Annotated in this window: 27 protein-coding genes and 1 pseudogene; 13 read left to right on the top strand and 15 right to left on the bottom strand. The window is 69.2% G+C overall.

The window, feature by feature from the left end:
• Window positions 1-383: pseudogene (locus tag AWC02_RS19360) on the top strand (hypothetical protein); the annotation flags it as partial.
• A 69-nt stretch (window positions 384-452) separates the two neighbouring features.
• Here the strand turns inward: AWC02_RS19360 and AWC02_RS19355 are convergent.
• The 4 genes from AWC02_RS19355 to AWC02_RS19340 are packed head-to-tail and all read right to left on the bottom strand — an operon-like array spanning window position 453 to window position 2036.
• The gene (locus AWC02_RS19355) at window positions 453-890 is read right to left on the bottom strand and encodes a molybdenum cofactor biosynthesis protein MoaE (protein WP_085130324.1); all 438 of its coding nucleotides are present in this window, start codon (window positions 888-890) and stop codon (window positions 453-455) included.
• Window positions 887-1366 carry a MogA/MoaB family molybdenum cofactor biosynthesis protein gene (locus tag AWC02_RS19350; RefSeq protein WP_207568094.1) on the bottom strand — a complete coding sequence of 160 codons (480 nt, stop codon included), beginning with the start codon at window positions 1364-1366 and terminating at the stop codon, window positions 887-889. Before AWC02_RS19350 ends, AWC02_RS19355 begins: the two co-directional genes overlap by 4 nt.
• On the bottom strand, window positions 1363-1836 hold the full coding sequence (gene moaC / locus AWC02_RS19345; RefSeq protein ID WP_085130322.1) for a cyclic pyranopterin monophosphate synthase MoaC: 474 nt from the start codon (window positions 1834-1836) through the stop codon (window positions 1363-1365). Before moaC ends, AWC02_RS19350 begins: the two co-directional genes overlap by 4 nt.
• Window positions 1837-1847: 11 nt before the next feature.
• Window positions 1848-2036: a hypothetical protein gene (locus AWC02_RS19340; RefSeq protein WP_085130321.1), complete on the bottom strand. Its 189-nt coding sequence runs from the start codon at window positions 2034-2036 to the stop codon at window positions 1848-1850.
• Between the two features lie 62 nt (window positions 2037-2098).
• On the opposite strand from AWC02_RS19340, the gene AWC02_RS19335 reads away from it, so the two are divergent.
• The 3 genes from AWC02_RS19335 to AWC02_RS19325 all read left to right on the top strand — a co-directional run bounded on the left by AWC02_RS19335 (window position 2099) and on the right by AWC02_RS19325 (window position 6620).
• Entirely contained in the window at window positions 2099-4411 is a 2313-nt protein-coding gene (locus AWC02_RS19335; RefSeq protein ID WP_085130320.1) for a helicase-associated domain-containing protein, read from the top strand.
• A gap of 85 nt (window positions 4412-4496) precedes the next feature.
• Window positions 4497-6149, top strand: a complete 1653-nt coding sequence (locus AWC02_RS19330; RefSeq protein WP_085130319.1) for a DNA repair helicase XPB — start codon at window positions 4497-4499, stop codon at window positions 6147-6149.
• A 45-nt stretch (window positions 6150-6194) separates the two neighbouring features.
• A complete protein-coding gene (locus AWC02_RS19325) occupies window positions 6195-6620 on the top strand; it encodes a pyridoxamine 5'-phosphate oxidase family protein (RefSeq protein ID WP_085130318.1) in 426 nt (141 codons plus the stop codon).
• Here AWC02_RS19325 and AWC02_RS19320 read toward each other — a convergent pair.
• The 3 genes from AWC02_RS19320 to AWC02_RS19310 all read right to left on the bottom strand — a co-directional run bounded on the left by AWC02_RS19320 (window position 6617) and on the right by AWC02_RS19310 (window position 10338).
• Window positions 6617-6910 carry a hypothetical protein gene (locus tag AWC02_RS19320; protein ID WP_085130317.1) on the bottom strand — a complete coding sequence of 98 codons (294 nt, stop codon included), beginning with the start codon at window positions 6908-6910 and terminating at the stop codon, window positions 6617-6619. The genes AWC02_RS19325 and AWC02_RS19320 overlap by 4 nt on opposite strands.
• A 68-nt stretch (window positions 6911-6978) precedes the next feature.
• On the bottom strand, window positions 6979-9111 hold the full coding sequence (locus AWC02_RS19315; protein WP_085130316.1) for a 3-hydroxyacyl-CoA dehydrogenase NAD-binding domain-containing protein: 2133 nt from the start codon (window positions 9109-9111) through the stop codon (window positions 6979-6981).
• Window positions 9112-9126: 15 nt separating this feature from the next.
• Window positions 9127-10338 carry an acetyl-CoA C-acetyltransferase gene (locus AWC02_RS19310; protein ID WP_085130315.1) on the bottom strand — a complete coding sequence of 404 codons (1212 nt, stop codon included), beginning with the start codon at window positions 10336-10338 and terminating at the stop codon, window positions 9127-9129.
• Window positions 10339-10533: 195 nt separating this feature from the next.
• Here AWC02_RS19310 and AWC02_RS19305 point away from each other — a divergent pair, with 195 nt between their 5' ends.
• The gene (locus AWC02_RS19305) at window positions 10534-11724 is read left to right on the top strand and encodes a pyridoxal phosphate-dependent aminotransferase (RefSeq protein WP_085130326.1); all 1191 of its coding nucleotides are present in this window, start codon (window positions 10534-10536) and stop codon (window positions 11722-11724) included.
• On the opposite strand, the gene AWC02_RS19300 is transcribed toward AWC02_RS19305, so the two are convergent.
• Both AWC02_RS19300 and AWC02_RS19295 read right to left on the bottom strand, forming a co-directional pair.
• Entirely contained in the window at window positions 11711-12163 is a 453-nt protein-coding gene (locus AWC02_RS19300; RefSeq protein ID WP_085130314.1) for an SRPBCC family protein, read from the bottom strand. The genes AWC02_RS19305 and AWC02_RS19300 overlap by 14 nt on opposite strands.
• A gap of 54 nt (window positions 12164-12217) precedes the next feature.
• The gene (locus AWC02_RS19295) at window positions 12218-12661 is read right to left on the bottom strand and encodes an SRPBCC family protein (RefSeq protein WP_085130313.1); all 444 of its coding nucleotides are present in this window, start codon (window positions 12659-12661) and stop codon (window positions 12218-12220) included.
• Window positions 12662-12759: 98 nt separating this feature from the next.
• Between AWC02_RS19295 and AWC02_RS19290 the strand changes: the two genes are divergently transcribed.
• The 3 genes from AWC02_RS19290 to AWC02_RS19280 all read left to right on the top strand — a co-directional run bounded on the left by AWC02_RS19290 (window position 12760) and on the right by AWC02_RS19280 (window position 14666).
• Entirely contained in the window at window positions 12760-13092 is a 333-nt protein-coding gene (locus AWC02_RS19290) for a DUF732 domain-containing protein (protein WP_237160544.1), read from the top strand.
• A gap of 63 nt (window positions 13093-13155) precedes the next feature.
• On the top strand, window positions 13156-13662 hold the full coding sequence (locus tag AWC02_RS19285; protein ID WP_085130311.1) for a DUF5078 domain-containing protein: 507 nt from the start codon (window positions 13156-13158) through the stop codon (window positions 13660-13662).
• Between the two features lie 5 nt (window positions 13663-13667).
• A complete protein-coding gene (locus tag AWC02_RS19280) occupies window positions 13668-14666 on the top strand; it encodes an oxygenase MpaB family protein (protein ID WP_085130310.1) in 999 nt (332 codons plus the stop codon).
• Between the two features lie 53 nt (window positions 14667-14719).
• Here AWC02_RS19280 and AWC02_RS19275 read toward each other — a convergent pair whose 3' ends face one another.
• Both AWC02_RS19275 and AWC02_RS19270 read right to left on the bottom strand, forming a co-directional pair.
• Window positions 14720-15532 (bottom strand): chymotrypsin family serine protease, encoded by an 813-nt coding sequence (locus tag AWC02_RS19275; protein WP_133054896.1) that lies wholly within the window; start codon window positions 15530-15532, stop codon window positions 14720-14722.
• A gap of 49 nt (window positions 15533-15581) precedes the next feature.
• The gene (locus tag AWC02_RS19270; protein ID WP_085130308.1) at window positions 15582-16409 is read right to left on the bottom strand and encodes a LuxR C-terminal-related transcriptional regulator; all 828 of its coding nucleotides are present in this window, start codon (window positions 16407-16409) and stop codon (window positions 15582-15584) included.
• A gap of 65 nt (window positions 16410-16474) precedes the next feature.
• On the opposite strand from AWC02_RS19270, the gene AWC02_RS19265 reads away from it, so the two are divergent.
• Together AWC02_RS19265 and AWC02_RS19260 are read left to right on the top strand one after the other, a co-directional pair.
• The gene (locus AWC02_RS19265; RefSeq protein ID WP_085130307.1) at window positions 16475-17842 is read left to right on the top strand and encodes an FAD-binding oxidoreductase; all 1368 of its coding nucleotides are present in this window, start codon (window positions 16475-16477) and stop codon (window positions 17840-17842) included.
• A gap of 296 nt (window positions 17843-18138) precedes the next feature.
• Window positions 18139-18588, top strand: coding sequence for a DUF5994 family protein (locus AWC02_RS19260; RefSeq protein WP_085130325.1), 450 nt, complete (start codon window positions 18139-18141; stop codon window positions 18586-18588).
• A 45-nt stretch (window positions 18589-18633) separates the two neighbouring features.
• On the opposite strand, the gene AWC02_RS19255 is transcribed toward AWC02_RS19260, so the two are convergent.
• On the bottom strand, window positions 18634-18996 hold the full coding sequence (locus AWC02_RS19255) for a DUF732 domain-containing protein (RefSeq protein WP_085130306.1): 363 nt from the start codon (window positions 18994-18996) through the stop codon (window positions 18634-18636).
• 1225 nt (window positions 18997-20221) lie between these two features.
• On the opposite strand from AWC02_RS19255, the gene AWC02_RS22095 reads away from it, so the two are divergent.
• Both AWC02_RS22095 and AWC02_RS22090 read left to right on the top strand, forming a co-directional pair.
• Window positions 20222-20386 carry a hypothetical protein gene (locus tag AWC02_RS22095; RefSeq protein WP_165757939.1) on the top strand — a complete coding sequence of 55 codons (165 nt, stop codon included), beginning with the start codon at window positions 20222-20224 and terminating at the stop codon, window positions 20384-20386.
• Entirely contained in the window at window positions 20376-20525 is a 150-nt protein-coding gene (locus AWC02_RS22090; RefSeq protein ID WP_165757850.1) for a hypothetical protein, read from the top strand. The genes AWC02_RS22095 and AWC02_RS22090 overlap by 11 nt, the downstream gene beginning before the upstream one ends.
• A 734-nt stretch (window positions 20526-21259) precedes the next feature.
• Here AWC02_RS22090 and AWC02_RS22935 read toward each other — a convergent pair.
• The gene (locus AWC02_RS22935; RefSeq protein WP_085130305.1) at window positions 21260-22162 is read right to left on the bottom strand and encodes a hypothetical protein; all 903 of its coding nucleotides are present in this window, start codon (window positions 22160-22162) and stop codon (window positions 21260-21262) included.
• On the opposite strand from AWC02_RS22935, the gene AWC02_RS22080 reads away from it, so the two are divergent.
• The gene (locus AWC02_RS22080) at window positions 22155-22376 is read left to right on the top strand and encodes a hypothetical protein (RefSeq protein WP_165757938.1); all 222 of its coding nucleotides are present in this window, start codon (window positions 22155-22157) and stop codon (window positions 22374-22376) included. The two genes, AWC02_RS22935 and AWC02_RS22080, sit on opposite strands and share 8 nt — an antisense overlap.
• Before the next feature lie 182 nt (window positions 22377-22558).
• Here AWC02_RS22080 and AWC02_RS22075 read toward each other — a convergent pair whose 3' ends face one another.
• Complete coding sequence (locus AWC02_RS22075) at window positions 22559-22744, bottom strand: hypothetical protein (RefSeq protein WP_165757937.1); 186 nt, start codon at window positions 22742-22744, stop codon at window positions 22559-22561.
• Between the two features lie 393 nt (window positions 22745-23137).
• Window positions 23138-23436 (bottom strand): hypothetical protein (locus AWC02_RS22070; RefSeq protein WP_207568093.1); only part of this gene is annotated, 299 nt, incomplete at its 5' end.

Genomic DNA, 23436 nt, shown 5'->3' with positions numbered 1-23436 from the left:
CGACGGCCCCGGAGGCGCCCGCACTTGAGGCTCCGGCGCCCGAAGCTCCAGCGCCCGAGGCCCCCGCCCCGGAGGCTCCGGCCCCCGAGGCTCCGGCTCCGGCCGCCGAGGGAGTTCCGCCGGCCCCCGAGGCTCCCCCGGCGCCGTGGTGGAACCCGGAGGCTCCGGCCCCCGAAGCTCCGGCACTTGAGGCTCCGGCCCCCGAGGCTCCCGCGCCGGAGGCTCCGGCCCCCGGCAGCGAGACCGCTCCTGCCCAGGACGGCAACCGCGACGCGGTCTCGGTCGGCTTCCACCAGCAGCTGTGGGACGCCGTGCAGTCGGAGAACATCAGCGGCAATGACGCGCTGGCCGCGTTCGCGCAGCAGCCCAGCCGGGTCCTCTAGGCAGGACGCCAGCAAGACAAGAGAAAAGCGGGGCCGGCATCGCCGGCCCCGCTTTTCGTCGCTGAGGGGTCAGGCCGAGCCGACCCATTCCTCGGTGCCGTCGGCGAAGAACTGGTGCTTCCATACCGGCAGCCGGGCCTTGACGGTGTCGACCAGCAGCGCGCAGGCCTCGAACGCCTCCCGGCGGTGATCGGCGGCCACAGCGGCCACCAGCGCGGCGTCGCCGATGTGCAGGACGCCGATCCGGTGGCTGGCCGCCAGCGCGCGGACCCCCTGGGCCTGCTCGGCGACCTCGGCCAGCACCTCGGCCATGACCTGCTGGGCCGACGGATGGGCAGAGTATTCGAGCCTGTTGACCTGCCGGTCGTGGTCGTGGTCGCGAATCATGCCGACGAATCCGACGACCGCGCCCGCGGCGCGGTGGCCAACCAGGTCCTCGTGGTCGGCCAGCACGATGGGCTGCTCGGTGATCTCGGCCCGCAGTACGCGGGCACTTCCGGCGGTCACCGGTGGTCTCCGCCGGCCAGCTGGTCCAACGCGTGATCCAGGACCTCGGCAAGCACTCCCAGCCCGTCGCGAACCCCGCCGGTGGACCCGGGAAGGTTGACCACCAGGCAGCGACCGGCGACCCCGCACACGCCGCGGGAGAGGATGGACGTGGGCACTTTCGGCAGCCCGGACCGGCGGATCGCGTCGGCCAGACCGGGGATCTCGTAGTCGAGCACGCGCAGTGTCTGCGCCGGGGTGTCGTCGGTCGGCGCGATCCCGGTCCCGCCCGAGGTGATGATCAGCTCCGGCTGAGCCGCCACGGCGGCTCGCAGGGCCGCCCCGACCGGCTCGCCGTCGGCCACCACCTCCGGCTGCACCGGGGCGAAGCTCCGCTGCGCCAGCCACTCGGCGATGATCGGCCCGGTGCGGTCGGTGTAGACCCCCGCCGAGGCGCGGGTGGAGGCGATGATCACCCGGGCCACCCGGGCGCTCACGGGCGTTCCCAGGCCCCGGTGCGACCGCCGGCTTTGCTCAGCACCCGGATGCCGTCGATGACCGCGGCGCGATCGACGGCTTTGATCATGTCGTAGAGAGTCAGTGCCGCAACGCTGACCGCGGTCAGCGCCTCCATCTCCACGCCGGTGCGGTCGGTGGTGCGCACGGTCGCGGTGATGTCGATGGCAGCGGTTCCGATGGTGAAGTCGACGTCCACGCCGGTCAGGGCCAGCTGGTGACAGAGCGGGACCAGATCGCTGGTGCGTTTGGCCGCCATGATGCCCGCCACCCGTGCGGTGGCCAGGGCATCTCCTTTGGGCAGGCCGCCGGCCGAAATCAGCGCCACCACCTCGGCGGTGGTGCGCAGCACCCCACCGGCGACCGCAACCCGTTTGGTGGTCGCCTTCGCGCTGACGTCGACCATGTGAGCCGCGCCCCGTTCATCGAGGTGGGACAGCGGCCCGGTCACAGCGTCACCGGCTACCGGTTGACGACGGTGACCGGATGCAGGTAAGGCAGCTCCTCGGCCGGCAGCGGGAACTCGAGGCTCCCGAACGGCGACAGTGCGCCGGTGCGGTCAGTGCGCAGCTCGCTCACAGCAGGTTCGCCGTCGGTCTCCGGCCAACCGTTGTCGACGTAGCGGTTCTTCTTGTCCTGGTTTCCAGCCACGGCTCCATTCTGACAGGTCGCGATCGACGGCGTTCACCGGTTGGGCCTTACCCTGATCATCGATGACCGAACGCGCCCGGGGTGTGCCACTGGGGTCGTGGCTGGCCGACCTGCCCGATGACGATCTGATCCGGCTACTGAAGCTGCGGCCCGACCTCGCCCAGCCCCCGCCGGGCAGTATTGCCGCCCTCGCGGCGCGGGCCCAGGCCCGCCAGTCGGTGCGGGCGGCCACCGATGAGCTGGATTTCCTGCGGCTGGCCGTTCTCGACGCGCTGCTGGAGTTGCATGCCGACGCCGCCGGTGTGCCGCTCGCCGATCTGCTGGCGTTGCTCGGCGACCGGGCGTCAGCCGACGCGGTGAGCGATGCGCTGGCCGATCTGATTCAGCGAGCACTGTGCTGGGGCTCGCCGGAACCGGGCGGCGTGTTGCGCATCGTCGCCGAGGCGGGCGCCGGCCTGCCCTGGCACCCCGGTCAGGTAACCCAGGAGGCGCTGGCGCCCGCGGACATCACCGCGCTGCGCGCAGCCGTCGCCGACCTGGACGCACCGCAGCGTGACCTGCTCGACAAGCTGCTGACCGGCTCCCCGGTGGGGCGCACCCGTGACGCGGCGCCCGGCGCGCCGCCGGAGCGGCCGGTGCCCCAGCTGCTGGCGGCCGGGCTGCTGCGCCGCGTCGATGACGAGACGGTGATCCTGCCGCGGCTCGTCGGGCAGGTACTGCGGGGCGAACAGCCCGGACCGCTGTCGTTGCGGGCGCCGGATCCGGTGGTGTCGCAGACCACCGCGGCCGATGCGGACGCGACCGCCGCCGGCGCGGTGATCGACCTGTTGCGCGAACTCGACGTGCTCCTGGCGACGTTGGGCGAATCCCCGGTGCCGGAACTCCGCAGCGGCGGGTTGGGGGTGCGCGAAGTCAAGCGCCTGGCCAAGGCCACCGGTGTCGATGAGGTCCGGCTGGGCCTGCTGCTCGAGGTGGCTGCGACCGCCCGGCTGATCGCGGCCGACGTTCCCGACCCGGCGACGGTGGACCTGCGGGACTGGCCCGACGCCGACGGTCCGTACTGGGCGCCGACGGTGCTCGCCGATCGGTTCGCCGAGCAGTCCACCGCCCAGCGCTGGCATCTGCTGGCCGCCACCTGGCTCGACCTGCCGTCCCGCCCCGGCCTGATCGGCAGCCGCGGCGCCGACGGCAAGCCGCGGGCCGCTCTGTCCACGCCGCTGTTCTCCACCGCTGCACCGCTGGATCGCCGCCTGCTGCTGGGCCTGCTGGCCGAGTTGCCGGGCGGCGCCGGGGTCGACGCCGTGACGGCATCGCAGGCGCTGGTCTGGCGCCGGCCGCGCTGGGCCGGCCGGCTGCAGCCCGGCCCGGTCGGCGAGCTGCTCGACGAGGCGCACGCGCTGGGGGTTCTGGGCCGAGGCGCGCTGAGCTCCCCCGGGCGGGCCCTGCTGGCCGGCGCCGCCGCCGATCCCGACGGTGCCGCCGCCGTGGCGGCGATGGCCAAGGCGTTGCCGGAGCCGATCGACCACTTCCTGGTGCAGGCCGATCTGACGGTGGTGGTGCCGGGGCCGCTGAAACGCGAACTCGCCGAGGAGCTGGCCGTCGTCGCGGCCGTGGAGTCCGCCGGCGCCGCCATGGTCTACCGGGTCTCCGAACAGACCATCCGCTCCGCTTTGGACGTGGGCCGCACCGGGGCGGGGCTGCACGCCTTCTTCGAGAAGCACTCCAAGACCCCGGTGCCGCAAGGCCTCAGCTACCTCATCGACGACGTCGCGCGCCGCCACGGGCAACTCCGGATCGGGTTGGCGACGTCGTTCGTGCGCTGTGAGGATCCCGCTCTGCTGGCCCAGGCCGTTGCCGTCCCGGCCGCCGAAGCACTGGGCCTGCGCTTGCTGGCCCCCACGGTGGCGGTGGCGCAGGCACCCTTGGCCGACGTCCTGGCGGCGCTGCGCGACGCCGGTTTCGCCCCGGCCGCCGAGGACGCCACCGGCACGATCGTCGACATCCGGCCGCGCGGAATGCGGGTGCACACCCCCGCGGAGCGCCGCGAGCACCGGCCGCACCCGAGTCCCGGCGACGACAACCTGACCGCACTGGTGCGGGTGCTGCGCACCGTGACGTCGGCGCCGTTCGACAACATCCGGCTGGATCCGGTGACCGCGATGATCATGCTCAAGCGCGCGGCGCTGGAGCGGGCCACGGTGCTGATCGGCTACATCGACGCCGCGGGGGTGGCCACCCAGCGCGAGGTGGCCCCGACCCAGGTTCTGGGCGGTCGGCTGGTGGCGTTCGACTCGACGTCGGGACAGATGCGGGATTTCGCCATCCACCGCATCACCACGGTGTCATCGGCCGGCGAGGACGACGCCGAGCGCTGACCCTGCCCGGCTGCGGCCGGCGCCCCGGACCGGCCCAACACCGCACGGCGGCGTCGCATGTCCGAGCCGCCCGGATAATGGGCCCATGAGCACCGATGGGCCGCTGATCGTCCAATCCGACAAAACCGTGCTGCTCGAGGTCGACCACGAGCAGGCGGGTTCGGCGCGGGCGGCCATCGCACCGTTCGCCGAACTCGAGCGTGCCCCCGAGCATGTGCACACCTACCGGATCACCCCGCTGGCGTTGTGGAACGCCCGAGCCGCGGGCCATGACGCCGAACAGGTGGTCGACGCGCTGGTCAGCCACTCGCGCTACGCCGTCCCGCAGCCGTTGCTCGTCGACATCGTCGACACCATGGCGCGCTACGGGCGCCTGCAACTGGTCAAGAGCCCCGTCCACGGCCTGACGCTGGTCAGTCTGGACCGCGCGGTGCTGGAAGAGGTGTTGCGCAATAAAAAGATCGCCCCGATGCTCGGTGCCCGCATCGACGACGACACCGTGGTGGTGCATCCCAGCGAACGCGGCCGCGTCAAACAGATGTTGCTCAAGATCGGCTGGCCCGCCGAGGACCTGGCCGGCTACGTCGACGGCGAGGCCCACCCGATCGACCTGCGCCAGGACGGCTGGCAGCTGCGCGACTACCAGGAGATGGCCGCGGACTCGTTCTGGGCGGGCGGGTCGGGGGTGGTGGTGCTGCCCTGCGGTGCCGGCAAGACGCTGGTGGGCGCGGCAGCCATGGCCAAGGCGCAGGCCACCACGTTGATCCTGGTCACCAACACCGTGGCGGGCCGGCAGTGGAAGCGCGAGCTGGTGGCGCGCACGTCGCTGACCGAGGAAGAGATCGGCGAGTATTCCGGTGAGCGCAAGGAGATCCGGCCGGTCACCATCGCCACCTATCAGGTGATCACCCGGCGCACCAAGGGCGAGTATCGGCACCTGGAGCTGTTCGACAGCCGCGACTGGGGCCTGATCATCTACGACGAAGTGCACCTGCTGCCGGCGCCGGTGTTCCGGATGACCGCCGACCTGCAGTCGCGGCGCCGGCTGGGGCTGACCGCGACGCTGATCCGCGAGGACGGCCGCGAAGGTGACGTGTTCTCGCTGATCGGGCCCAAGCGTTATGACGCGCCCTGGAAGGACATCGAGGCGCAGGGCTGGATCGCGCCGGCCGAATGCATCGAGGTGCGGGTCACCATGACCGAGAGCGAGCGGATGACCTACGCCGTCGCCGAGCCCGAGGAGCGCTACAAGCTGTGCTCGACGGTGCACTCCAAGATCGCGGTGGTGCGTTCGATCCTGCGGCAGCATGCGGGCGAGCAGACGCTGGTGATCGGCGCCTACCTCGACCAGCTCGAAGAGCTCGGCCAGCAGTTGGACGCCCCGGTGATCCAGGGCTCGACACGCACCGCCGAGCGCGAGAAGCTGTTCGACGCCTTCCGTCGCGGCGAGATCTCGACACTGGTGGTGTCCAAGGTCGCGAACTTCTCCATCGACCTACCGGAGGCGTCGGTGGCCGTGCAGGTCTCGGGCACCTTCGGGTCCCGGCAGGAGGAGGCTCAGCGCTTGGGTCGGCTGCTGCGGCCCAAGGCCGACGGCGGCGGCGCGGTGTTCTACTCGGTGGTCGCCCGCGACAGCCTGGACGCCGAGTACGCCGCGCACCGGCAGCGTTTTCTGGCCGAGCAGGGCTACGGCTACATCATCCGGGACGCCGACGACCTGCTCGGCCCGGCGATCTGAGGCAACCCGGCGGCGGGGCCGGCACGTCGCGGTTAGCCTCGAATCATGGCCCTGTCCCAGGATGAGCGCGAGCAGTTCCTGTCCGAACCGCATATCGCGGCGCTGTCGGTGAACGCCGGCCCCGGCCGCGGCCCCCTGACGGTGCCGATCTGGTATCAGTACTCCCCCGGCGGCGAGCCCTGGGTGTTCACCGGGGCCTCGTCCCGCAAGGTCAAGCTCATCGAGGCTGCCGGATCCTTCTCGCTGATGGTCCAGCGCACGGAGCCCACGTTGCGCTACGTCGCCGTCGACGGCCCCGTCAGCCGCATCGAGCCGGGCACCGACGAACTGCATGCCGAGTTGGCGCACCGCTACCTTCCGCCCGATCGGGCCGAGCGGTTCTTGGAGTTCGCGCGGGCCGAACTGGGCGAGCAGGTGGTGATCGCGCTGCGGCCCGAGCACTGGATCTCAGCCGACCTGGGGGCGATCTAGCCGTCCCCGCACGCGGTGCCGGGCAGCAACATCATCAGCGGCCACAGCAGCACCCCGGCAACGGTCGCCACCTCGTAGATGCTGCTGGGCGGTATCCCGAACTGTTCCTGGGCCCGGGTTTGCAGCAGTTGCACGCCGTCGGGCCGCAGGAACAGACACACCACGCCGATGATCACGTACACCAGACCGAGCCACAGCCCCGTCTCCAGCAGCTTGGCCACGGTGATGCTCAGCCGGTAGTCCAGCAGACGCGAAATCCCCCGAAGCCACGAGGGTTCGGGGGATTCCACGTTTGCAGCCTAGCGGGGACCGCCAGGCCGGCGGTGCCGATCGCGGCTGTTCACCGCCATCGGCGCTGCTACAGCAGCGACTGCGGCGGGCTGAACCGGTCGCCGTACTTGGCGGCCAGTTCCTTGGCCCGCGCGACGAACGCGGCCTTGCCGCCGGGGTAGCCGGCGATGAACTGCGCGGTGCCACCGGTCCACGCCGGGAAGCCGATGCCCATGATCGCGCCGATGTTGGCGTCGGCGGTCGAGGTCAGCACGCCCTCGTCGAAGCACTTCTGGGTCTCGAGGACCTCGGCGAAGAGCATCCGGTCGATCATGTCCTGCAGCGGCGGGGTGGAGCTGCCGGAGTTGAACGTCTCCCGCAGACCCGGCCACAGACCCTTGCGCTTGCCGTCGACGTACTCGTAGAAGCCGGCACCGGCCAGGCGCGACGGACGACCGATCTCGATCATCTTGTCGACGACCTCTTCGTTGCGCGTCTTCTCCAGGGTGCCGCCGGCCGCCTCGATACCCGCACGGGTGGCGATGGCGATCTTCTGCATGAGCTCCAGGTTGAGCTCGTCGCAGAGCTGCAGCGGAGCGGCCGGGTAACCGGCCTGCAGACCGGCCTGCTCGATGCTGGCCGGTTCCACGCCCTCGCCGAGCATCATCAGGGCTTCGTTGACGAAGGTGCCGATGACACGCGAGGTGTAGAAGCCGCGGCTGTCGTTGACCACGATCGGGGTCTTCTTGATGGCCAGCACGTAGTCGAACACCCGGGCCAGCGCCTCGTCCGAGGTCTTCTCGCCCTTGATGATCTCCACCAGCGGCATCTTGTCGACCGGCGAGAAGAAGTGGATCCCGATGAAGTCCTCCTGGCGCTTGACGCCGGTCGCCAGACCGGTGATCGGCAGCGTGGAGGTGTTGGAGCCCAGCAGCGCGTTGGGCTCGACGATGTCCTCGATCTCCTGGAAGACCTTGTGCTTGAGCTCCTGGTTCTCGAACACGGCCTCGATCACGAAGTCGACACCGGCGAGGTCCTTGGGGTCAGCGGTCGGGGTGATCTTGGCCAGCAGCGCCTGCGCCTGCTCGGCGGTGGTGCGTCCCCGCTCAACCGCCTTGGCTTCCAGCTTCTCCGAGTAGCCCTTGCCCCGCTCGGCCGCCTCCAGGGAGACGTCCTTGAGCACCACGTCGAAACCGGCCTTGGCCGAGACGTAGGCGATGCCGGCGCCCATCATGCCGGCACCGAGCACACCGATCTTTTTGATCGGGGTCTTCGCGATGCCCTCGGGACGGCTGCCGCCGCCGTTGATGTGCTGCAGGTCGAAGAAGAACGCCTGGATCATGTTCTTGGCGACGTGGCCGGTGACCAGCGAGACGAAGTAGCGGGTCTCGATGCGGCTGGCGGTGTCGAAGTCCACCTGCGCGCCTTCGACCGCGGCGGCCAGGATGGCCCGCGGCGCGGGCATGTTGGCCCCCTTGAGCTGCTTGCGCAGCAGGGCCGGGAACGACGGCAGGATCGCCGCCAGGGCCGGGCTGGACGGGGTGCCGCCGGGCATTTTGTAGCCCTTGGCATCCCACGGCTGCACGCCGGCGTCCGGGTTGGCCTTGATCCACGCCTTGGCGGCGGGCACCAGCTCCTCGACGGTCGGCACGACCTCGTCGATCAGGCCGATTTCCTTGGCCTTGGCCGGCTTGAATCGGGTGCCCTGCGCGAGCACGTTCATGAAGGCGTTCTGGATGCCCAGCATGCGCACCGTGCGGGCGACACCGCCACCGCCGGGCAGCAGGCCCAGGGTGACCTCGGGCAGACCGAGCTGGCTGCCCTTGGCGTCCGCGGCGATCCGGTGGTGACACGCCAGGGCGATCTCCAGGCCGCCGCCGAGCGCGGCGCCGTTGATGGCGGCCACGACGGGCTTGCCCAGGGTCTCCAGGGCCCGCAGGTCGGCCTTGATGCCCTCGCACTGCTCGAACACGGCCTGGGCGTCGTCCGGGCCGACGTGGATCATCGCCTTGAGGTCGCCGCCGGCGAAGAAGGTCTTCTTCGCGCTGGTGACCACCACACCGGTGACCGAATCCTTTTCCTCGATGAGACGCTGCACCGCGTTGTGCATGGACTCGCGGTAGTGGTCGTTCATCACATTCGCCGACCCGGTGGGGTCATCCAGGGTCAGCGTGACGATGCCGTCCGCGTCCTTGTCCCACTTAATGGTGTTCTCTGCCATTTTTTCTCAAACCTCTCAGACGCGCTCGATGATGGTGGCCACGCCCATGCCGCCGCCGATGCACAGCGTGATCAGGGCACGCTTGGCACCGCGACGCTCGAGCTCGTCGACCATGGTTCCGGTGATCATGGCGCCGGTGGCGCCCAGCGGGTGGCCCATCGCGATGGCGCCACCGTTGACGTTGAGCTTCTCGTCGGGGATCTTGAGGTCCTTCTGGAACTTCAGCACCACCGATGCGAACGCCTCGTTGAGCTCGAACAGGTCGATGTCGTCGACCGTCAGCCCGGCCCGGTCGAGCACCTTGACGGTGGCCGGGGTGGGGCCGGTGAGCATGATGGTGGCGTCGGCGCCGCTGGTGGCGGTGGCCACGATGCGGGCCCGCGGGGTCAGCCCCTGGGAGGCGCCGGCCTTCTCACTGCCGATCAGCAGCAGCGCGGCCCCGTCGACGATGCCCGAGCTGTTGCCGCCGGTGTGGACGTGGTTGATGGACTCGACCCAGTGGTACTTCTGCAGCGCCACGTCGTCGAAGCCGCCCATGGAGCCGATGCCGTCGAAGGCGGTCCGCAGCTTGCCCAGGCCCTCCAGGGTGGTGTCGGGCCGCATGTGCTCGTCGTGGTCGAGAATCACCAGGCCGTTCTGGTCGCGGACCGGGATGACGGACTTGGCGAAGTAGCCGCCCGACCAGGCCGCCGCCGCACGCTGCTGGCTGCGCAGCGCGTAGTTGTCGACGTCCTCGCGCGAGAAGCCCTCGATGGTGGCGATCAGGTCGGCGCCGATGCCCTGCGGGGCGATGTAGTTGTCATAGGTGAACGGCACGTCGGAGAACATCGCGCCGCCGTCGGAGCCCATCGGGATGCGGCTCATCGACTCCACGCCGCCGGCCAGCACCAGGTCGTCCCAGCCGGAGCGCACCTTCTGGGCGGCGGTGTTGACGGCCTCGAGGCCCGAGGCGCAGAACCGGTTGAGCTGCACGCCGCCGGTGGTGTCGGGCAGGCCCGCGGCCAGCACCGCGGTGCGGGCGATGTCGCCGCCCTGGTCGCCCACGGGCGAGACGCAGCCCAGGATGACGTCGCTGATCAAGTTCTCGTCCAGGTCGGGGTGCCGGGTGCGCAGTTCGTCGATCAGGCCGACCACCAGGCTGAGCGGCTTGACCTCGGTCAGCGCCCCGCCGCGCTGCTTGCCGCGCGGGGTGCGAATGGCCTCGTAGATGAAGGCTTCTTCGGACATGGGAGATTCCTCTTCAGATTGGTGTTCGGTGCAGATTGTTCGGTCGCGTCTGCTCGGAGCGTAGTCCCCGAATTTCCAGCCTAACAGGCTGACCTATCAACCGGATGGTTGGTCCGATCGTGCACCCCTTTTACACGGTCTGCGCACCCAGTCGCCGGCCGCTGCCCTTTAGGCTCGTGAGCCATGACGGCGCGGATGGTCTCACGGCTGGAGCCCTATGCCACCACGATCTTTGCCGAGATGTCGGCGCTGGCCGCCCGGATCGGGGCGGTCAACCTCGGCCAGGGATTCCCGGACGAGGACGGGCCGGCGGCCATGCTCGAGGCGGCCCGGACCGCGATCTCCGACGGGATCAACCAGTACCCGCCCGGACCCGGGATCCCCGCCTTGCGGGAAGCCATCGCCGGGCAGCGGGCGCGGAAATACGGCATCGAATACGACCCCGACACCGAGATTCTGGTGACGGTGGGCGCCACCGAAGCCATCGCGGCCGCGGTGCTCGGCCTGGTGGAGCCGGGCTCCGAGGTGGTGCTGCTCGAACCGTTCTACGACTCCTACTCCCCGGTGGTGGCCATGGCCGGGGCGCGGCGGGTCAGCGTGTCGTTGGTGCCCGACGGGCGGGGATTCGCCCTGGACACCGACAGTCTGCGGCGAGCCATCACCCCGGCCACCCGGGCGCTGATCGTCAACTCGCCACACAACCCCACCGGCACGGTGTTCACCGAGGCCGAACTGGCCGAGATCGCCCGCATCGCGGTGGAGGCCGACCTGCTGGTGATCTCCGACGAGGTCTACGAGCACCTGGTTTTCGCCGGACGGACCCACCGCCCGCTGGCCGCCTTCGACGGAATGGCGCAGCGCACCGTCACCATCTCGAGTGCGGCGAAGATGTTCAACTGCACCGGCTGGAAGATCGGCTGGGCGTGCGGCCCGGCGGACCTGCTGGCCGGGGTGCGGGCGGCCAAGCAATACCTCAGTTACGTGGGCGGAGCACCGTTTCAGCCGGCCGTAGCCCTGGCGCTCAACACCGAGGACGCCTGGGTGGAGTCGCTGCGGGCGACCATGCAGGCCCGCCGGGACCGGTTGAGCGACGGCCTGCGCAGCATCGGCTTCGAGGTGCACGACAGTTTCGGCACCTACTTCCTGTGCGCCGATCCCCGCCCGTTCGGCTACCACGACAGCACGGCATTCTGCGCCGAGCTGCCGCACCGGGCCGGGGTGGCGGCCATCCCCCTGTCGGCGTTCTGCGTTCCGGGCTCACAAGCACCCGCCGCGCAGGTCTGGAATCACCTGGTTCGGTTCACCTTCGTCAAACCGGAGCACACCCTCGATGAGGCGATCCGGCGGCTGGCGGTGCTGCGCGACGGACCCGTCACGGCTCGGTAGCCGCGCCGTCGGCCTGGATTCGCTCACGCAGCCGCTCGGTGGCGATGCTCAGCACCAGCTTGCTGGCCCGCCGGACCACGAACTCGGGGATCGGTCCGGACGGCTCGACGGTGATGTCGAATCGCACCCGGGTGCTGTCGGGCCCTTCGCGGGTCAAGGTGTATTCGACGTGCTGAGCGCGTTGCTGCGCGGTGGCCTGCGCGTCCCAGACCATCCAGTCCGGGCCCCAGTGATATTCCAGCAGCTCCTTGTCCACCAGCCCCAGGATTTTGATGGTGGCCAGCACATGGTGGGGACGGCCGTCGTCGTATCTGTCGAGGATCTCCACCCGCTTGTGCACCGGCGACCAGGACGCCAAATCGGACACATCGGCGAGCACGTCGAGGATTTTCTCCGGCGGCGCGTCAATCACAATTTCCCGCGATGCTCGAACAGCCACTAAGCCGAGCCTAACGCCACAACCTGCCGCCGGCGGGATTTCGCGGCACCGAACTCAGCGCCCCTTTTTGACCTTGAGGACCTGGGTGCGCAGACCGTCGGTGGCGGTCTTCATGCCGCCCTTGAGGCTGTTCTTGAGCAGGAACCCCGGGATCGGGATCGAGGGGTCGACGTCCATGTCGAACCGCACCTTGGTCTTATCGCCCTGCGGCGTGAGCGTGTACTTGGCGTCCTGGGCCTTCAGCTGGCCGGCCGAGATCAGCGTCCAGCCGACACTGTCGTCGGTCCAGGTGTACTCGACGACCTGCTCGTCGGTCAGGCCCGCGGCCTTGATCGTCATCCGCACGCGCCGCGGGCGCCCATCGTCATAGGTGTCGAGCACCTCGGCGCTCTGGTACTGCGGCGACCAGGTCGGAACAGATTCGACGTCGGCGAGGACATCGAAGATCTCCTCGGCGCTCGCCTCGATAACCACCTCGCGGGAATCCTTGACTGCCATGGCTGGAAACCCTAGCCAGCCGCACGTGGGCGCGCGGGGATTTGCCTCGCTCCCGAGAGTCGCCCCGCCGGCGGGGCGGCGGTGGCACGATGGACGTCATGGTGTCGACCGTCCGGTTCGCCGCACCCGTGTTGGCCGTCGCGGCACTGGCCATCGCGCCGCCCGCACACGCCGACGACGCCAGCTATCTGGCCCGGGTCAACGCCGCCCCGGTGGCGATCCCGGTCGCCGATCACGTCAAGGTGAGCTCCGGGCACTACGTCTGCGCCCTGCTGCGCATGTACGGCCAGACCGGGACCTACCGTTCGAATCTCTCGCCGGGAGACTTGGTGCGCCAGTTGACCAACACCTTCTACTACAGCCCTGAGGCCGCCGACGTTCAGATTCAGGCGGCTCAGGCCGAATTGTGTCCGGAGACATTGCGGCCCTGACCCCGCACTTGTTAAGGGCGAAAGCGGGATTCCCGCAAGCCCAAACTGGTAACGTCGCGCCGCATGACATCCACAGTGAGTCGGTTCGCGCGCACCGCGGGCCTTGCAGCAGTTGGTGCGGCCCTGGTTGCCGCCGGCACGGGAGTTGCCGCCGCAGACGACCCGAATGCCGTACCGGAGCCGATTCTGACCACGCAGTGCTCCTTGGATCAGTTGCTGGCCGCGACCAAGGTCGTCGACCAGCCGGCCTACGACGCGATCGTGACCAAGTTCAACCAAGAGCCCAAGGTGCTGCAGGACCAGATCATCTTGCGGATGAACAATCTGCTGGCCAAAGACCCCGCCGGCCGGCAGGCCGAGGTGGATCAGCTCGGCATCGTCTTCCCGTACTACGCGGCGCTGTTCCGTGCGCAGGAATCGGCTGCTCCGGAGATCGCCGAACAGTGCAGCACCTTCCCGGCCGAGGATCCCTCGGTGTGGGCCCCTGCCGCCGAACCGGCCGCTCCCAGTACGGATGGCGCAGTTCCGGCCGCTCCCGCCACGGACGGCGCAGGTCCGGCCGCTACCTGAGCGGCATGGCCCATGATGCGCGCGAAGCCGGCGTACCCGCACCGTACGAGACCCCGGCTTCGTTCGGCCCGCAGTCGGTGTCCTGGCGGGTCCTGACCGCCCCGGCGACGGCGCTGATGATCGCGCAGATCACCAACCTGCTCGAGATTCCCCATCTGGACTTCCAAGCGGTGCTGTTCGATCATGACCCGCTGTTTCCCACCAACAAGAAGCGCCAGCGGGGTCCCCGCGGCGCCGGGCGGCGCAAGGACGGCCACTTCCACGACCGGCTGCGGCGCACCCTGTCCGTGCCGCTGCCCATGGTCTTGGGCGACCAGGAAGCCGCTAGAAGCTGCGCCACAAGGCTTTTCAACTACCACCGCCCCATGACGGGGGTCGGCGCCGACGGCCAGACGCCCTATGCCGCAACATCGCCGGAGTCGATGCTCTTTGCCGCGGTGACCATTTCTCATGCCGCCCTGATCGGCTACGAGAATTTCGCGTTCGACTCCCGCCCGATTCCGCGCCGGCTCAACCCTGCCGAGCGTGACCGGTACTTCGCCGAAATGGCGCAGATCGCCGTCCTGATGGGTGTCCCCGCCGAAGACGTCCCGATGAGCGCGGGCGCCGTCGATCGGTATTACCGTTCCATAGCAGCGAAATTCGGCTTCCGGCCGGGTTGGGAGTCCGCGCGGCTGCGCACCGCCGCCGCCCTGCTGGTGCCCGACTCGTGGTCGGATGTCACGGCCACCGTCAACGACATAGCGCTGGTGATATCGACTCTGGTCGCCTACGCCGCCCTACCGAAGCCGTCGCGTCGGCTGCACCGCCTTGCGGCGATCACCGACCCGGCCATGGCGGTGACACGGATGGCTGCGCTGCCCTTCTTCGCGCTCCTGGAGATCCCACCGATCGCGCGGGCGGTTCTGCGCTGGTATCTGGGCGAATCCGATCGGCTCCAGCTCGCGCAGGCCCGCCGGCAGATCCAACTGACCGCGAAAGCAACATTGCGGACGGCGAACTGATGAAGACGCGGGGCCTGACCACCACCGCGATGCGCTACCGCGACCGCTGAGCGCTAGGAGCGCCGGCCGAAACCGGCGCCCGGCCCGCCTTTGGCGTCCACGTCATCGAGGATCGCCGTAAACAGCACGACGCCCGGCCCCGGCTCGGTGAGCGGGCCGGCGGGGACGGTGCCGTCACGGACCATGCCGACCAGCAGGTTGTCGACGGTGACCGGCGCCCCGTCATCACCGGGTAGCCACCACGGTTCGTCGGCGAGTTCCACTCCGGCAGGCCCGATGTCGAAGCACTGCAGGCCGCTGCCGCGGCCGAGTTTGCAGGCATGGCGCACGGCACCGTGCTCCGGGCCGGGCTGGGCGTCGTGCTCGGGACCAGGCTCGGCGTGGTGCCCGGCGCCGTGCTCGGGGCCGGGCTCGGCGTCGGCGGGCGCCTCCGGGCCGGCGGGCTCGGCGGGCTCGGCGGGCTCGGCGACGACGGGGTCCATCGAATCGATCCCGAAGATCCCAAAGCCCTCGTAGTCGGCGATCGAGGCCACCAGGAGCGGATCGAACTCGATGATCGCGTAGTCAAGGCTGTCCTCGGCGGCGACCACGGTCCCCACGCTGCCGTGATCCTCGGCGCCCTCGACCAGCACGGGCGAACCCACCCCGCCGCAGTGCGCGGCGGTGAAACCGACGATCCGGCCACCGTTGTCGTAGCCGATGGTGGTCAAGGTGCACAGCCCGTCATCGTGGAGCAGGATCGCTGCGCCGCCGCCGAGCAGCAGTTTGTCTTGGACCGCTGCACTCTCGGGAAGGCCGTGCAGCGCCATGAGAGCGACACCGGTCACGGCGATCGCCGCGGCTCGTCGAAGGGATAGCAGGTGCACAGCGGCACAGTCTATGAGGGTCTGGGCCGATATCGGTGGATCACCGCGGTCACAGGAAGTAGCCGGCCGGCCCCACCGCCGCACCCATCCGGTGCACGTACTGATCGAAGTACACCCGCGCGATGAGGTCGCGGCGATTGCGCACACCTACCTTGGCGAACACCGACTTGAGATGGTCCTGGACCGTGTACGCCGCCACGTGCAGTGCCGCCGCTATCGCCTTGGTGTCGCTGCCCTGCAGCACCATTCGTGTCACGTCCCGCTCCCGCGGCGTGAGGATCTCCCCGGCGGCGTTGACGATGACCACCGCGGGCCCCCGGGCCGCGGGTGCTTGGGCCTGCGCGGCACCGATGCGGGCCAGGATCCCGCTGCGCACTCCGCGCGCGAATGCCTCCGACAGCGACGCCAGGAACGTCAGATCGTCCTCGGCAAAGGCGACGCCGTCGTCGCGGAACAGGGCCAGACATCCCCACATGCCGGTGTCGTCGCGCATCACCAGACGCGCTTCGTCGGTGAAGCCGTACACCGGGCGGATCAACTGCTGAGTGCGCGGCGAACCCTCGACGGCGCCCTGCGGAAGCTGCAGCATCGACACGGCGCGGATGTCGTGGTGCACCAGGGACCGAAAGGAGGTGAATTCGCCCAGCCCGTACTCCAACTGGCCGAAGAGCAGGTCGTCTTCGAGGTTCGGGGTGAGCGCTCCGAACTTGCGGGCGCTCAGCATCAACGATGCCGGGTCATGGGTGCCCACACACACTCCGGCCCACGGCACGGCGCGCCCGACCGCACCGACCGCCTCCTGCAGGAAGTGATCGAGGTCGAGTCCGGCCCGCGACAGCACGTCGATGTCTCCCCGCGGCCGGGATGGTGGCGGCACGCGACGGCGGCCAGTCTGGTGGGCGTCCAGCCGCCCTCCGGGGCTTGTTCGCCGAAAGGAACTTCATGCCCATCGCCGCCGCAGATCTGAGCGCACTGGTGCACGACGGCCTCGCGCACCTGCCCGGCCAACCGGAATACGAACTCGCCTGCCAGCCGTGGAACGTCGCGGTCGCGCAGCGGCCACCGGTGGTGGGTGTACCGACATCGGTGCAGGAGCTGGTGCTGCTGGTGCAGGCCGCGGTGGGCTGCGGCCTGCGGGTGGCGCCGCAGAGCACCGGGCACGCGGCCGCGGCGCTCCCGCCGGACGCCCTCGACAACACCCTGCTGTTGCGGCTGCACCGACTGACCGGCGTGCAGGTCGACCCGCTGGCCCGCACCGCCCGGATTCTGGGCGGCACCCAGTGGAGCGAAGTGCTGGCAGCCTGCGCACCGCACGGGCTGACGGCGGTCCACGGCAGCGCCGGCGACGTGTCCGCGGTGGGATTCCTGCTCGGCGGCGGGATCTCGTTCTATGGCCGCGCCTACGGCCTGGGCTCCTCGACAGTGCGCGAGATCGAGGTGGTGACCGCCGACGGTGCGCTGCGGCGGGTATCGGCCACGGAGGAGCCCGATCTTTTCTGGGCGATCCGCGGCGGTGGCGGCAGTTTCGGTGTGGTCGTCACAGTCGAGATCGATCTGCTGCCGCTGCCCGACGTGGTGGCCGGCATGCTGCTGTGGGATCTGGACGCGGCCCCGCGCGTCCTCCCGGCCTGGGCGCAGTGGACCCTCACCGCCCCGGAGTCCGCCACCACCTCGCTGCGCCTGATGCGCTTCCCCCCGGCGCCCGAGCTGCCCGATGCCGTGCGTGGCCGCCGGCTGGTGGTCATCGACGGCGCGGTGCTGGGTTCGGACAACCAGGCCGCCGAGATCCTCGCGCCGCTGCGCGAACTGCGGCCCGAACTCGACACCTTCGCACGGATCCCGTCACATGCGTTGACGGGCGTGCACCTGGACCCGCCCGGTCCGACCCCGATCGTGGCCGACCACGCACTGCTGGGCGAGCTTCCCGGTGCGGCCGTCGCGGCGCTGCTGTCGGCCGCCGGGCCCGACGCGGACACATCGCTGATGTTCGCCGAGCTGCGCCACCTCGGCGGCGCACTCGGGCGCGATATCGACGCCGCCCTGCCGCGCGTCGACGCGGGCTACGCGCTGTTCGCGGCGGCGACCGCGGACACTCCGGACCTGGCGGCGCGGGCCCTGAACGACACCGCCGATGTGGTCGCCGCGCTGGCGCCCTGGTCCACCGGCACATCGTTGGGCAATTTCGACGACCGCCCGGGCGATGCCTCGACGGCTTTCTGCGCTGCGGCCTGGAGCCGGCTGCAGCGGGTGCGCGAACGGTACGACCCGCAGCAGGTGTGGGTAGCCGTGCACGAGGTCACCGCGGGCTGACACGGCTGCTCCTACGGGAACCCGCATTCCACCGCGCCCGTCCAGCTTCTGCCGAACGGAACCCGAATCGCCCCAGTCCGCGTACGGTCGAGGGGAGCCATTTCATCGCCAGTGGCGGTCCACCCAATCTCCCCGGGCGGTCCCACAGGCAATTGTGATTCCTCCGCCTAGCCGCAACCCGCAGCCAGACGAATCCGAACGTGACGGAACCGCCGTGGATTGTGAGATGTTTTGCGTAACTTAGCTATAGCTGGGTCGATCACCGGATGCCGTCGGCACCGGTCGGCGCCGCAGCGATGATCGCGCCGGTAGGAAGCACCCGCCACGCCCGCCCCGTCCGCGTCACTGTGGCCCGAGAGCTCGGCGGGGGAATCGACGGCGCGTGGTGGCCGCGCACAGATCGGATCACCATTGAGTTGCCGGACCTGATCTCCGTGCTGACACCCCTGCTGGGCAACATCACCACCATCAACGTCAACTGGTCGCCGCTGCAACGACCGCCCGACCTCAACTGGCCAGCCTGGGAGAGCAAACCCCAGCATGTGATGACCCTCGGTGGCCAGCGGGCTCACGCCAATCTGCTCGTCATCTCGTATGCGACCCACAGCGCCCTGGCCATGATGGTGATGCGCTGTGCGGCGAATCTGCCCATCGAGTCCGCGGATCGCGACAAGCCCGCATGCCTGACCGCCGGTTCGGTGCTGCGTTACGCCCGACGACAGCGTGACGCTGCGGGGGGCTGCTGACCTAGCCGGAGCCTTCCCGACACCGCCCCGACGGGGGGACGTGATTCAGCAGAGGTGGTGTTCGGCGGCGACGGTGAGCCGCATCGCGTTGCCGCGGTCCAGACCGTCGTTGCGGTTCACGCCCACGCTGCGGGATGTCCTGGCGACAGCCTGGGCGGCCTCGGCTCGCGACTGGTCGGTTACCTGTCCGTCCGGACCCTTGCGCAATGTTTGGCAAACCGCCGAACCGAGCCGCATCGCTTGGTTCTCGTTCATCCGGACCCTGACCGTTGACTGCACCTCGTTGAGGTAGGCGCTGTTATCGGCATGCGCGAGGCCAACGGCAGATGCGGGGAGCGCCGACAGGAGGACCGGGAGGAGAAACGTCGCCAACATGATTCGCAAACGACCGACTCTGATGTGTTTCATTTGGTCCCTTTCACCGGCCTATCCCGTTGCAGAGGTCGTCTGCGGGGCGGGTTCCTTCAGGGCATGCACTTTCAGCATAGAGAACTGGCCGCAGCAGCATTAAGGCATTCACCGCATGAAGGCTCACTCGAGGGATCAGCGGACCGCACCCCGTACAGCGAGGCGCCTTGACGGTTGCCGGGACCGGCGCCGAGTCGCCAAATGGCAATGCGCACTTGCCACCTAGCGTCTCACCGCCTGTCAGAACGAGACCGATCCGGCGAACCCCGCGCAGTGGACCATTCCAACGTGCGGGCTGATTGCTTTATTGTCTGATGTTGCGGACCATCCGGGCGCGAACGAATGCTGCATTTCTGGTTAATTCATCGTGTGTTCCGGACATACGCCAATCGGGGATCGCGCAGCGGCGCGCCGAAACGGTCCAACAGATCACATGACCCCGGTGCCGCAAATCGCCTCAATAGCGGGCGACGGCTCGATGACGGATGCCTCACAAGCCTGCGAGATTGCTGAGAGTGGAGTCGGGGCGCCGGGTCGGGTCCCATGGGCCTCGCCACCAAGGAAAGCCGCCAAGCAATGAGCAGCCCCTGAAGTGGCCAGGGCCGGGATCGAACCGGCGACCTTCCGCTTTTGGGTTGAGGATTCTCGACACGCCGTTATACGTCTCAATGTTGTTGACTCACAGAGATGTTCACGTCCGGACGATTGCCATTGATTCTCGTTGCCTATCGGCGTGTCGCGGGTATATGCGGCGAATAAACGTCGACGCGAAGCGGTAGAGTTCGCCTGCCGGACCGGCCAACGTGTAGCGCTGGTTCGGCCCCAGAACCTCGGACACTCGGCGCGCCACATTTTGTACCGCGCTTTGTGCCGTTTGTGTGATTTGTTGCCACCCCACTATGGGCCGACTACAGGATGATCCGGCGGTGTTGTGCGTGCCCCGACCATCGCTGAGCTGTATCGGGAGACCGGTCGGGTGGATGTTCCACGGCTTCACCCCCAGCCTGAGGTCGAAAAGACCGTGGTACCTGGCGGAATCGATCGTCGCGGGGATCTTCCAAGCGCCGGGAGTGCGCTCAACCGGCCATCAACTGGCTCACGACGGCGGGTTCTGACCCCCTGACTCACTCGCTGATCAAGATGCTGTCGGCACACGTCGGTATCCTGAAAGGGCTTCATGAGCTGCGAAGGATGCTGGAGAATGGTGGATATTAACCGTGGTCGGGTGAGGTACGTCAAGGCCTCCGACGAGGCCCTGAAGCACAAGTGGGACCACTTAGAGCGACTCCGCCAGGAGCGTCTGGCCAAGGTCGTCGACGAGCAGCCCCTGCGCGACGTAGTGAACAACCCCCACCCCCTCCGATTAGGAGCCGAAGCCGATGAGCGCTGAACGCGGCTGGATCGGCGAGCCGCAGCCGGTCAAGGAGTGGCACGAATCCCGCGCCACCGCCGCGAGTCGCTGGGTCGAGGCCGAGCGGCTTCGTCGTCGGGAGCGTGGGGACAGCCGACCGGTGACCGTGGACTACTGAGACCGCGCATGCTGACCGCCCGCGAGCAGGCCGAGTGCGCCGCGCCCGACGAAATAGTCGCCATCCCGGCCACAGGGCGGGAGGTCTGTCGCAAGCTCGACCTGCACTAGGCCCAGTGGACTACGTTCCGGTAGTCGGACATCGTGCCGGTCATGAAACTGTCAGTTATCTTTAATGCTTCTGTGGGTTTAGACGCAGGACCGCTCGCCGCCAGGTTGGTGGCCCTGAGTTGACTCTCCCGTAAATCAAGGAGCACTTGCATGATCGGTCGCCGTAACGCCGAACAACGTCGTTCGTCGCGGCGGTACGGCATGCCACGCCGTACCCTCGGCGCTGGAAGCGCAGTGAGCGTCTTCCTGGCGTTCGGGGTAGCCCAGGCGACCATCGCGCCCGCCGCGCAGGCCGACGTTGGCGACGCGATCATCGATACGGCGGCTTCGTTGTTCGAGTCGTCGACGTGGGCCGACCACGAAGCTCTGGGTGCGGCATGGGACGCCTTGATCCTACAAGACAACTGGGACGCCCTGCTGGTCCATCTCGACGATCCCGGCTTCGGTGCAGTCCTGTTCAACGAGTTCTTCTACACTCCGCTGCACACCTCGATCGACACCTGGATCAACAGCTCCGATGGCCAAGTGTTCGCCAATTTCGTCAACTCGACCTCCGGGCAGTACCTAATCGGCGACGGCGCTAACGGAACTGTCGATGACCCCAACGGTGGCAACGCCGGGCTGCTATTCGGCGACGGCGGCCACGGCTACGGCTACAGCGGCAGCGGCGGCAACGCCGGATGGCTCTTCGGCAACGGCGGCAACGCCGGGTCCGCCGAAGCAGGCGGCACCCATTCGCCGGTCGCCACTTTTGCGGCCGAAAATTCGGGGCCTATCAACGGCACCCCCGGTGTCGGCGGCAACGCCGCGTTCCTCTTCGGCAACGGCGGCAACGGCACCGACGGAGGCGACGGCCAATTCGGCGGTAACGGCGGGGCCGGTGGTGCAGGTGGCAGCGGCGGCTTCTTCTTCGGCAACGGCGGTAACGGCGGTAACGGCGGAGCGGGCAGCGACGGAACCGCACTGCACCTCGACGGTGGCACGGGTGGTGCTGGGGGTGTCGGCGGTAACGGCGGCCTCTGGTTCAGCGCCGGAGGCACCGGCGGCACCGGCGGCCGAGGCGGTATGGGTTTCATCGGCGATACCGGCGCTGCGGGCGAAGACGGTGGTGGAGGCGGTAACGGTGGAGCTGGCGGAACTGGGGGTGCCGGTGGTGCTGGTGGGCTGTTCTTCGGCGGGGGCGGAGACGGAGGGCACGGCGGATTTGGTGGCGCTGGCGCGGCGGGAGGTTTCGGGGGCAACGGTAAAGTCGGTACATTCGCCGGTGGTGGTACAGGAGCCGGTGGCGACGCGGGAGACGGTGGCCATGGCGGCAGCGGCGGCGTAGGGGGCGCTGGAGGCAACGCCGGTCAAGGCGGTCTCTTCGGGAACGCGGGCAGCAACGGCAAAGGCGGCGCTGGAGGTGTCGGCGGAAATGCCGGAGTCGGTGGCAACGGCGGCTCCGGTGCCAACGGCACATCCGGACACCTCGACGGCGGTTCCGGTGGCCACGGCGGCGACGCCGGTATAGCCGGTAGCGGTGGGCATGGCGGCGCGGCAGGAACGCGTGGCGACGGCGGAGCTGTCGGCAGCAATGGAGCCACTGGCAGCGCAGCAACCACTGGCGGAAACGGCGGCAGAGGGGGCGACGGCTACAACGCCACAACAACGGGCATTTCCGGCGGTAACGGAGGCGCTGGTGGCGACGGGGGCAACATCGGCAATGGCGGTGCTGGTGGAAACGGCGGCAACGGCGCTGTAGGCGGTAACGGCCAGGACGGCCAGAACTCAGGTGATTCCGGTACCAATGGGAGCAATGGCGGCTTCGGTGGCCGGGGTGGTGCCGGTGGGTCTGGCGGTTCGATCACTGGCAACGGCGGGAACGGCGGCACCGGAGGTCAGGGCGGGACCGGGGGTCGCGGAGGTAACGGCGCGGGCGGTGCGTCAGGAGCCAATGCCGTGTGGAATAGCGGGGACTCCGGGGCTGACGGCGGCAGCGGCGGCAGGGGCGGTAGCGGCGGTAGCGGTGGTAACGGCGGTGACGGTGGCGCGGGCGGCAACGCCGTACATGGCCAGTCCGGTCAGCACGGCACCGCTGGGGTCGGCGGGGCAGGCGGTAACAGTGGCCACGGCGGTAGCGGCGGCAATGGAGGCGACGGTGCCGCTAGCAGTGACGGCGGCGGTAAAGGCGGCACTGGAGGCTACGTTACGGGCACCGGCACCGCAGGCCGTGGCGGCAATGGTGGCGACGGAGGAGCAAGCGGGACAGCCGGTGCGGGAGGTCTCGGTGGAACCACCAGCGACGGCACATATGCGGACGGCGGTACGACGGGCGCTGCCGGTCTTGGTGGATATGGCGGCGACGGTGGCAACGGCGCTACCGGCAACTACGGGCAAGCGGGTGGCGATGGCGGCCGTGGCGGCAATGGCGGTAGCGGCTACTTCGGCGGTTTCGGCGGTAACGGCGGTGCCGGTGGGGATGGCGGCGGCGAAGCAGCCAGCGGCAACGGCGGCAACGGAGGGCTAGGGGGCGACGGCGTTGTTCGTGCTGGCTCCGGCGGTAGTGGCGGACATGGTGGCTACGGCCTCAATGGTGGCGGTGTAGGCGGCTCCGGTGGCAATGGTGGTGATACCAGCAGCGGGAGCGGTGGCAGTGGTGGCGGCGGCGGCAACGGCGGTGAGCGCGGAGACAGCGGCCAGCACAATGGCTCCAGTTTCGGTGGCGGTGGCGGCGGCGGTGGCGGCGGCGGTGGCGGCGGAGCTGGAGGCGGCAGCAACGGCGCGGGTGGTCACGGCGGCAACGGGGGCAACGGCTATACGGG

The organism is Mycolicibacter engbaekii (genome assembly GCF_002101585.1).
Lineage (GTDB): Bacteria > Actinomycetota > Actinomycetes > Mycobacteriales > Mycobacteriaceae > Mycobacterium > Mycobacterium engbaekii.
Note: the sequence above shows the minus strand (reverse complement) of the source record. Positions and strands in the feature narration are given on the sequence as shown.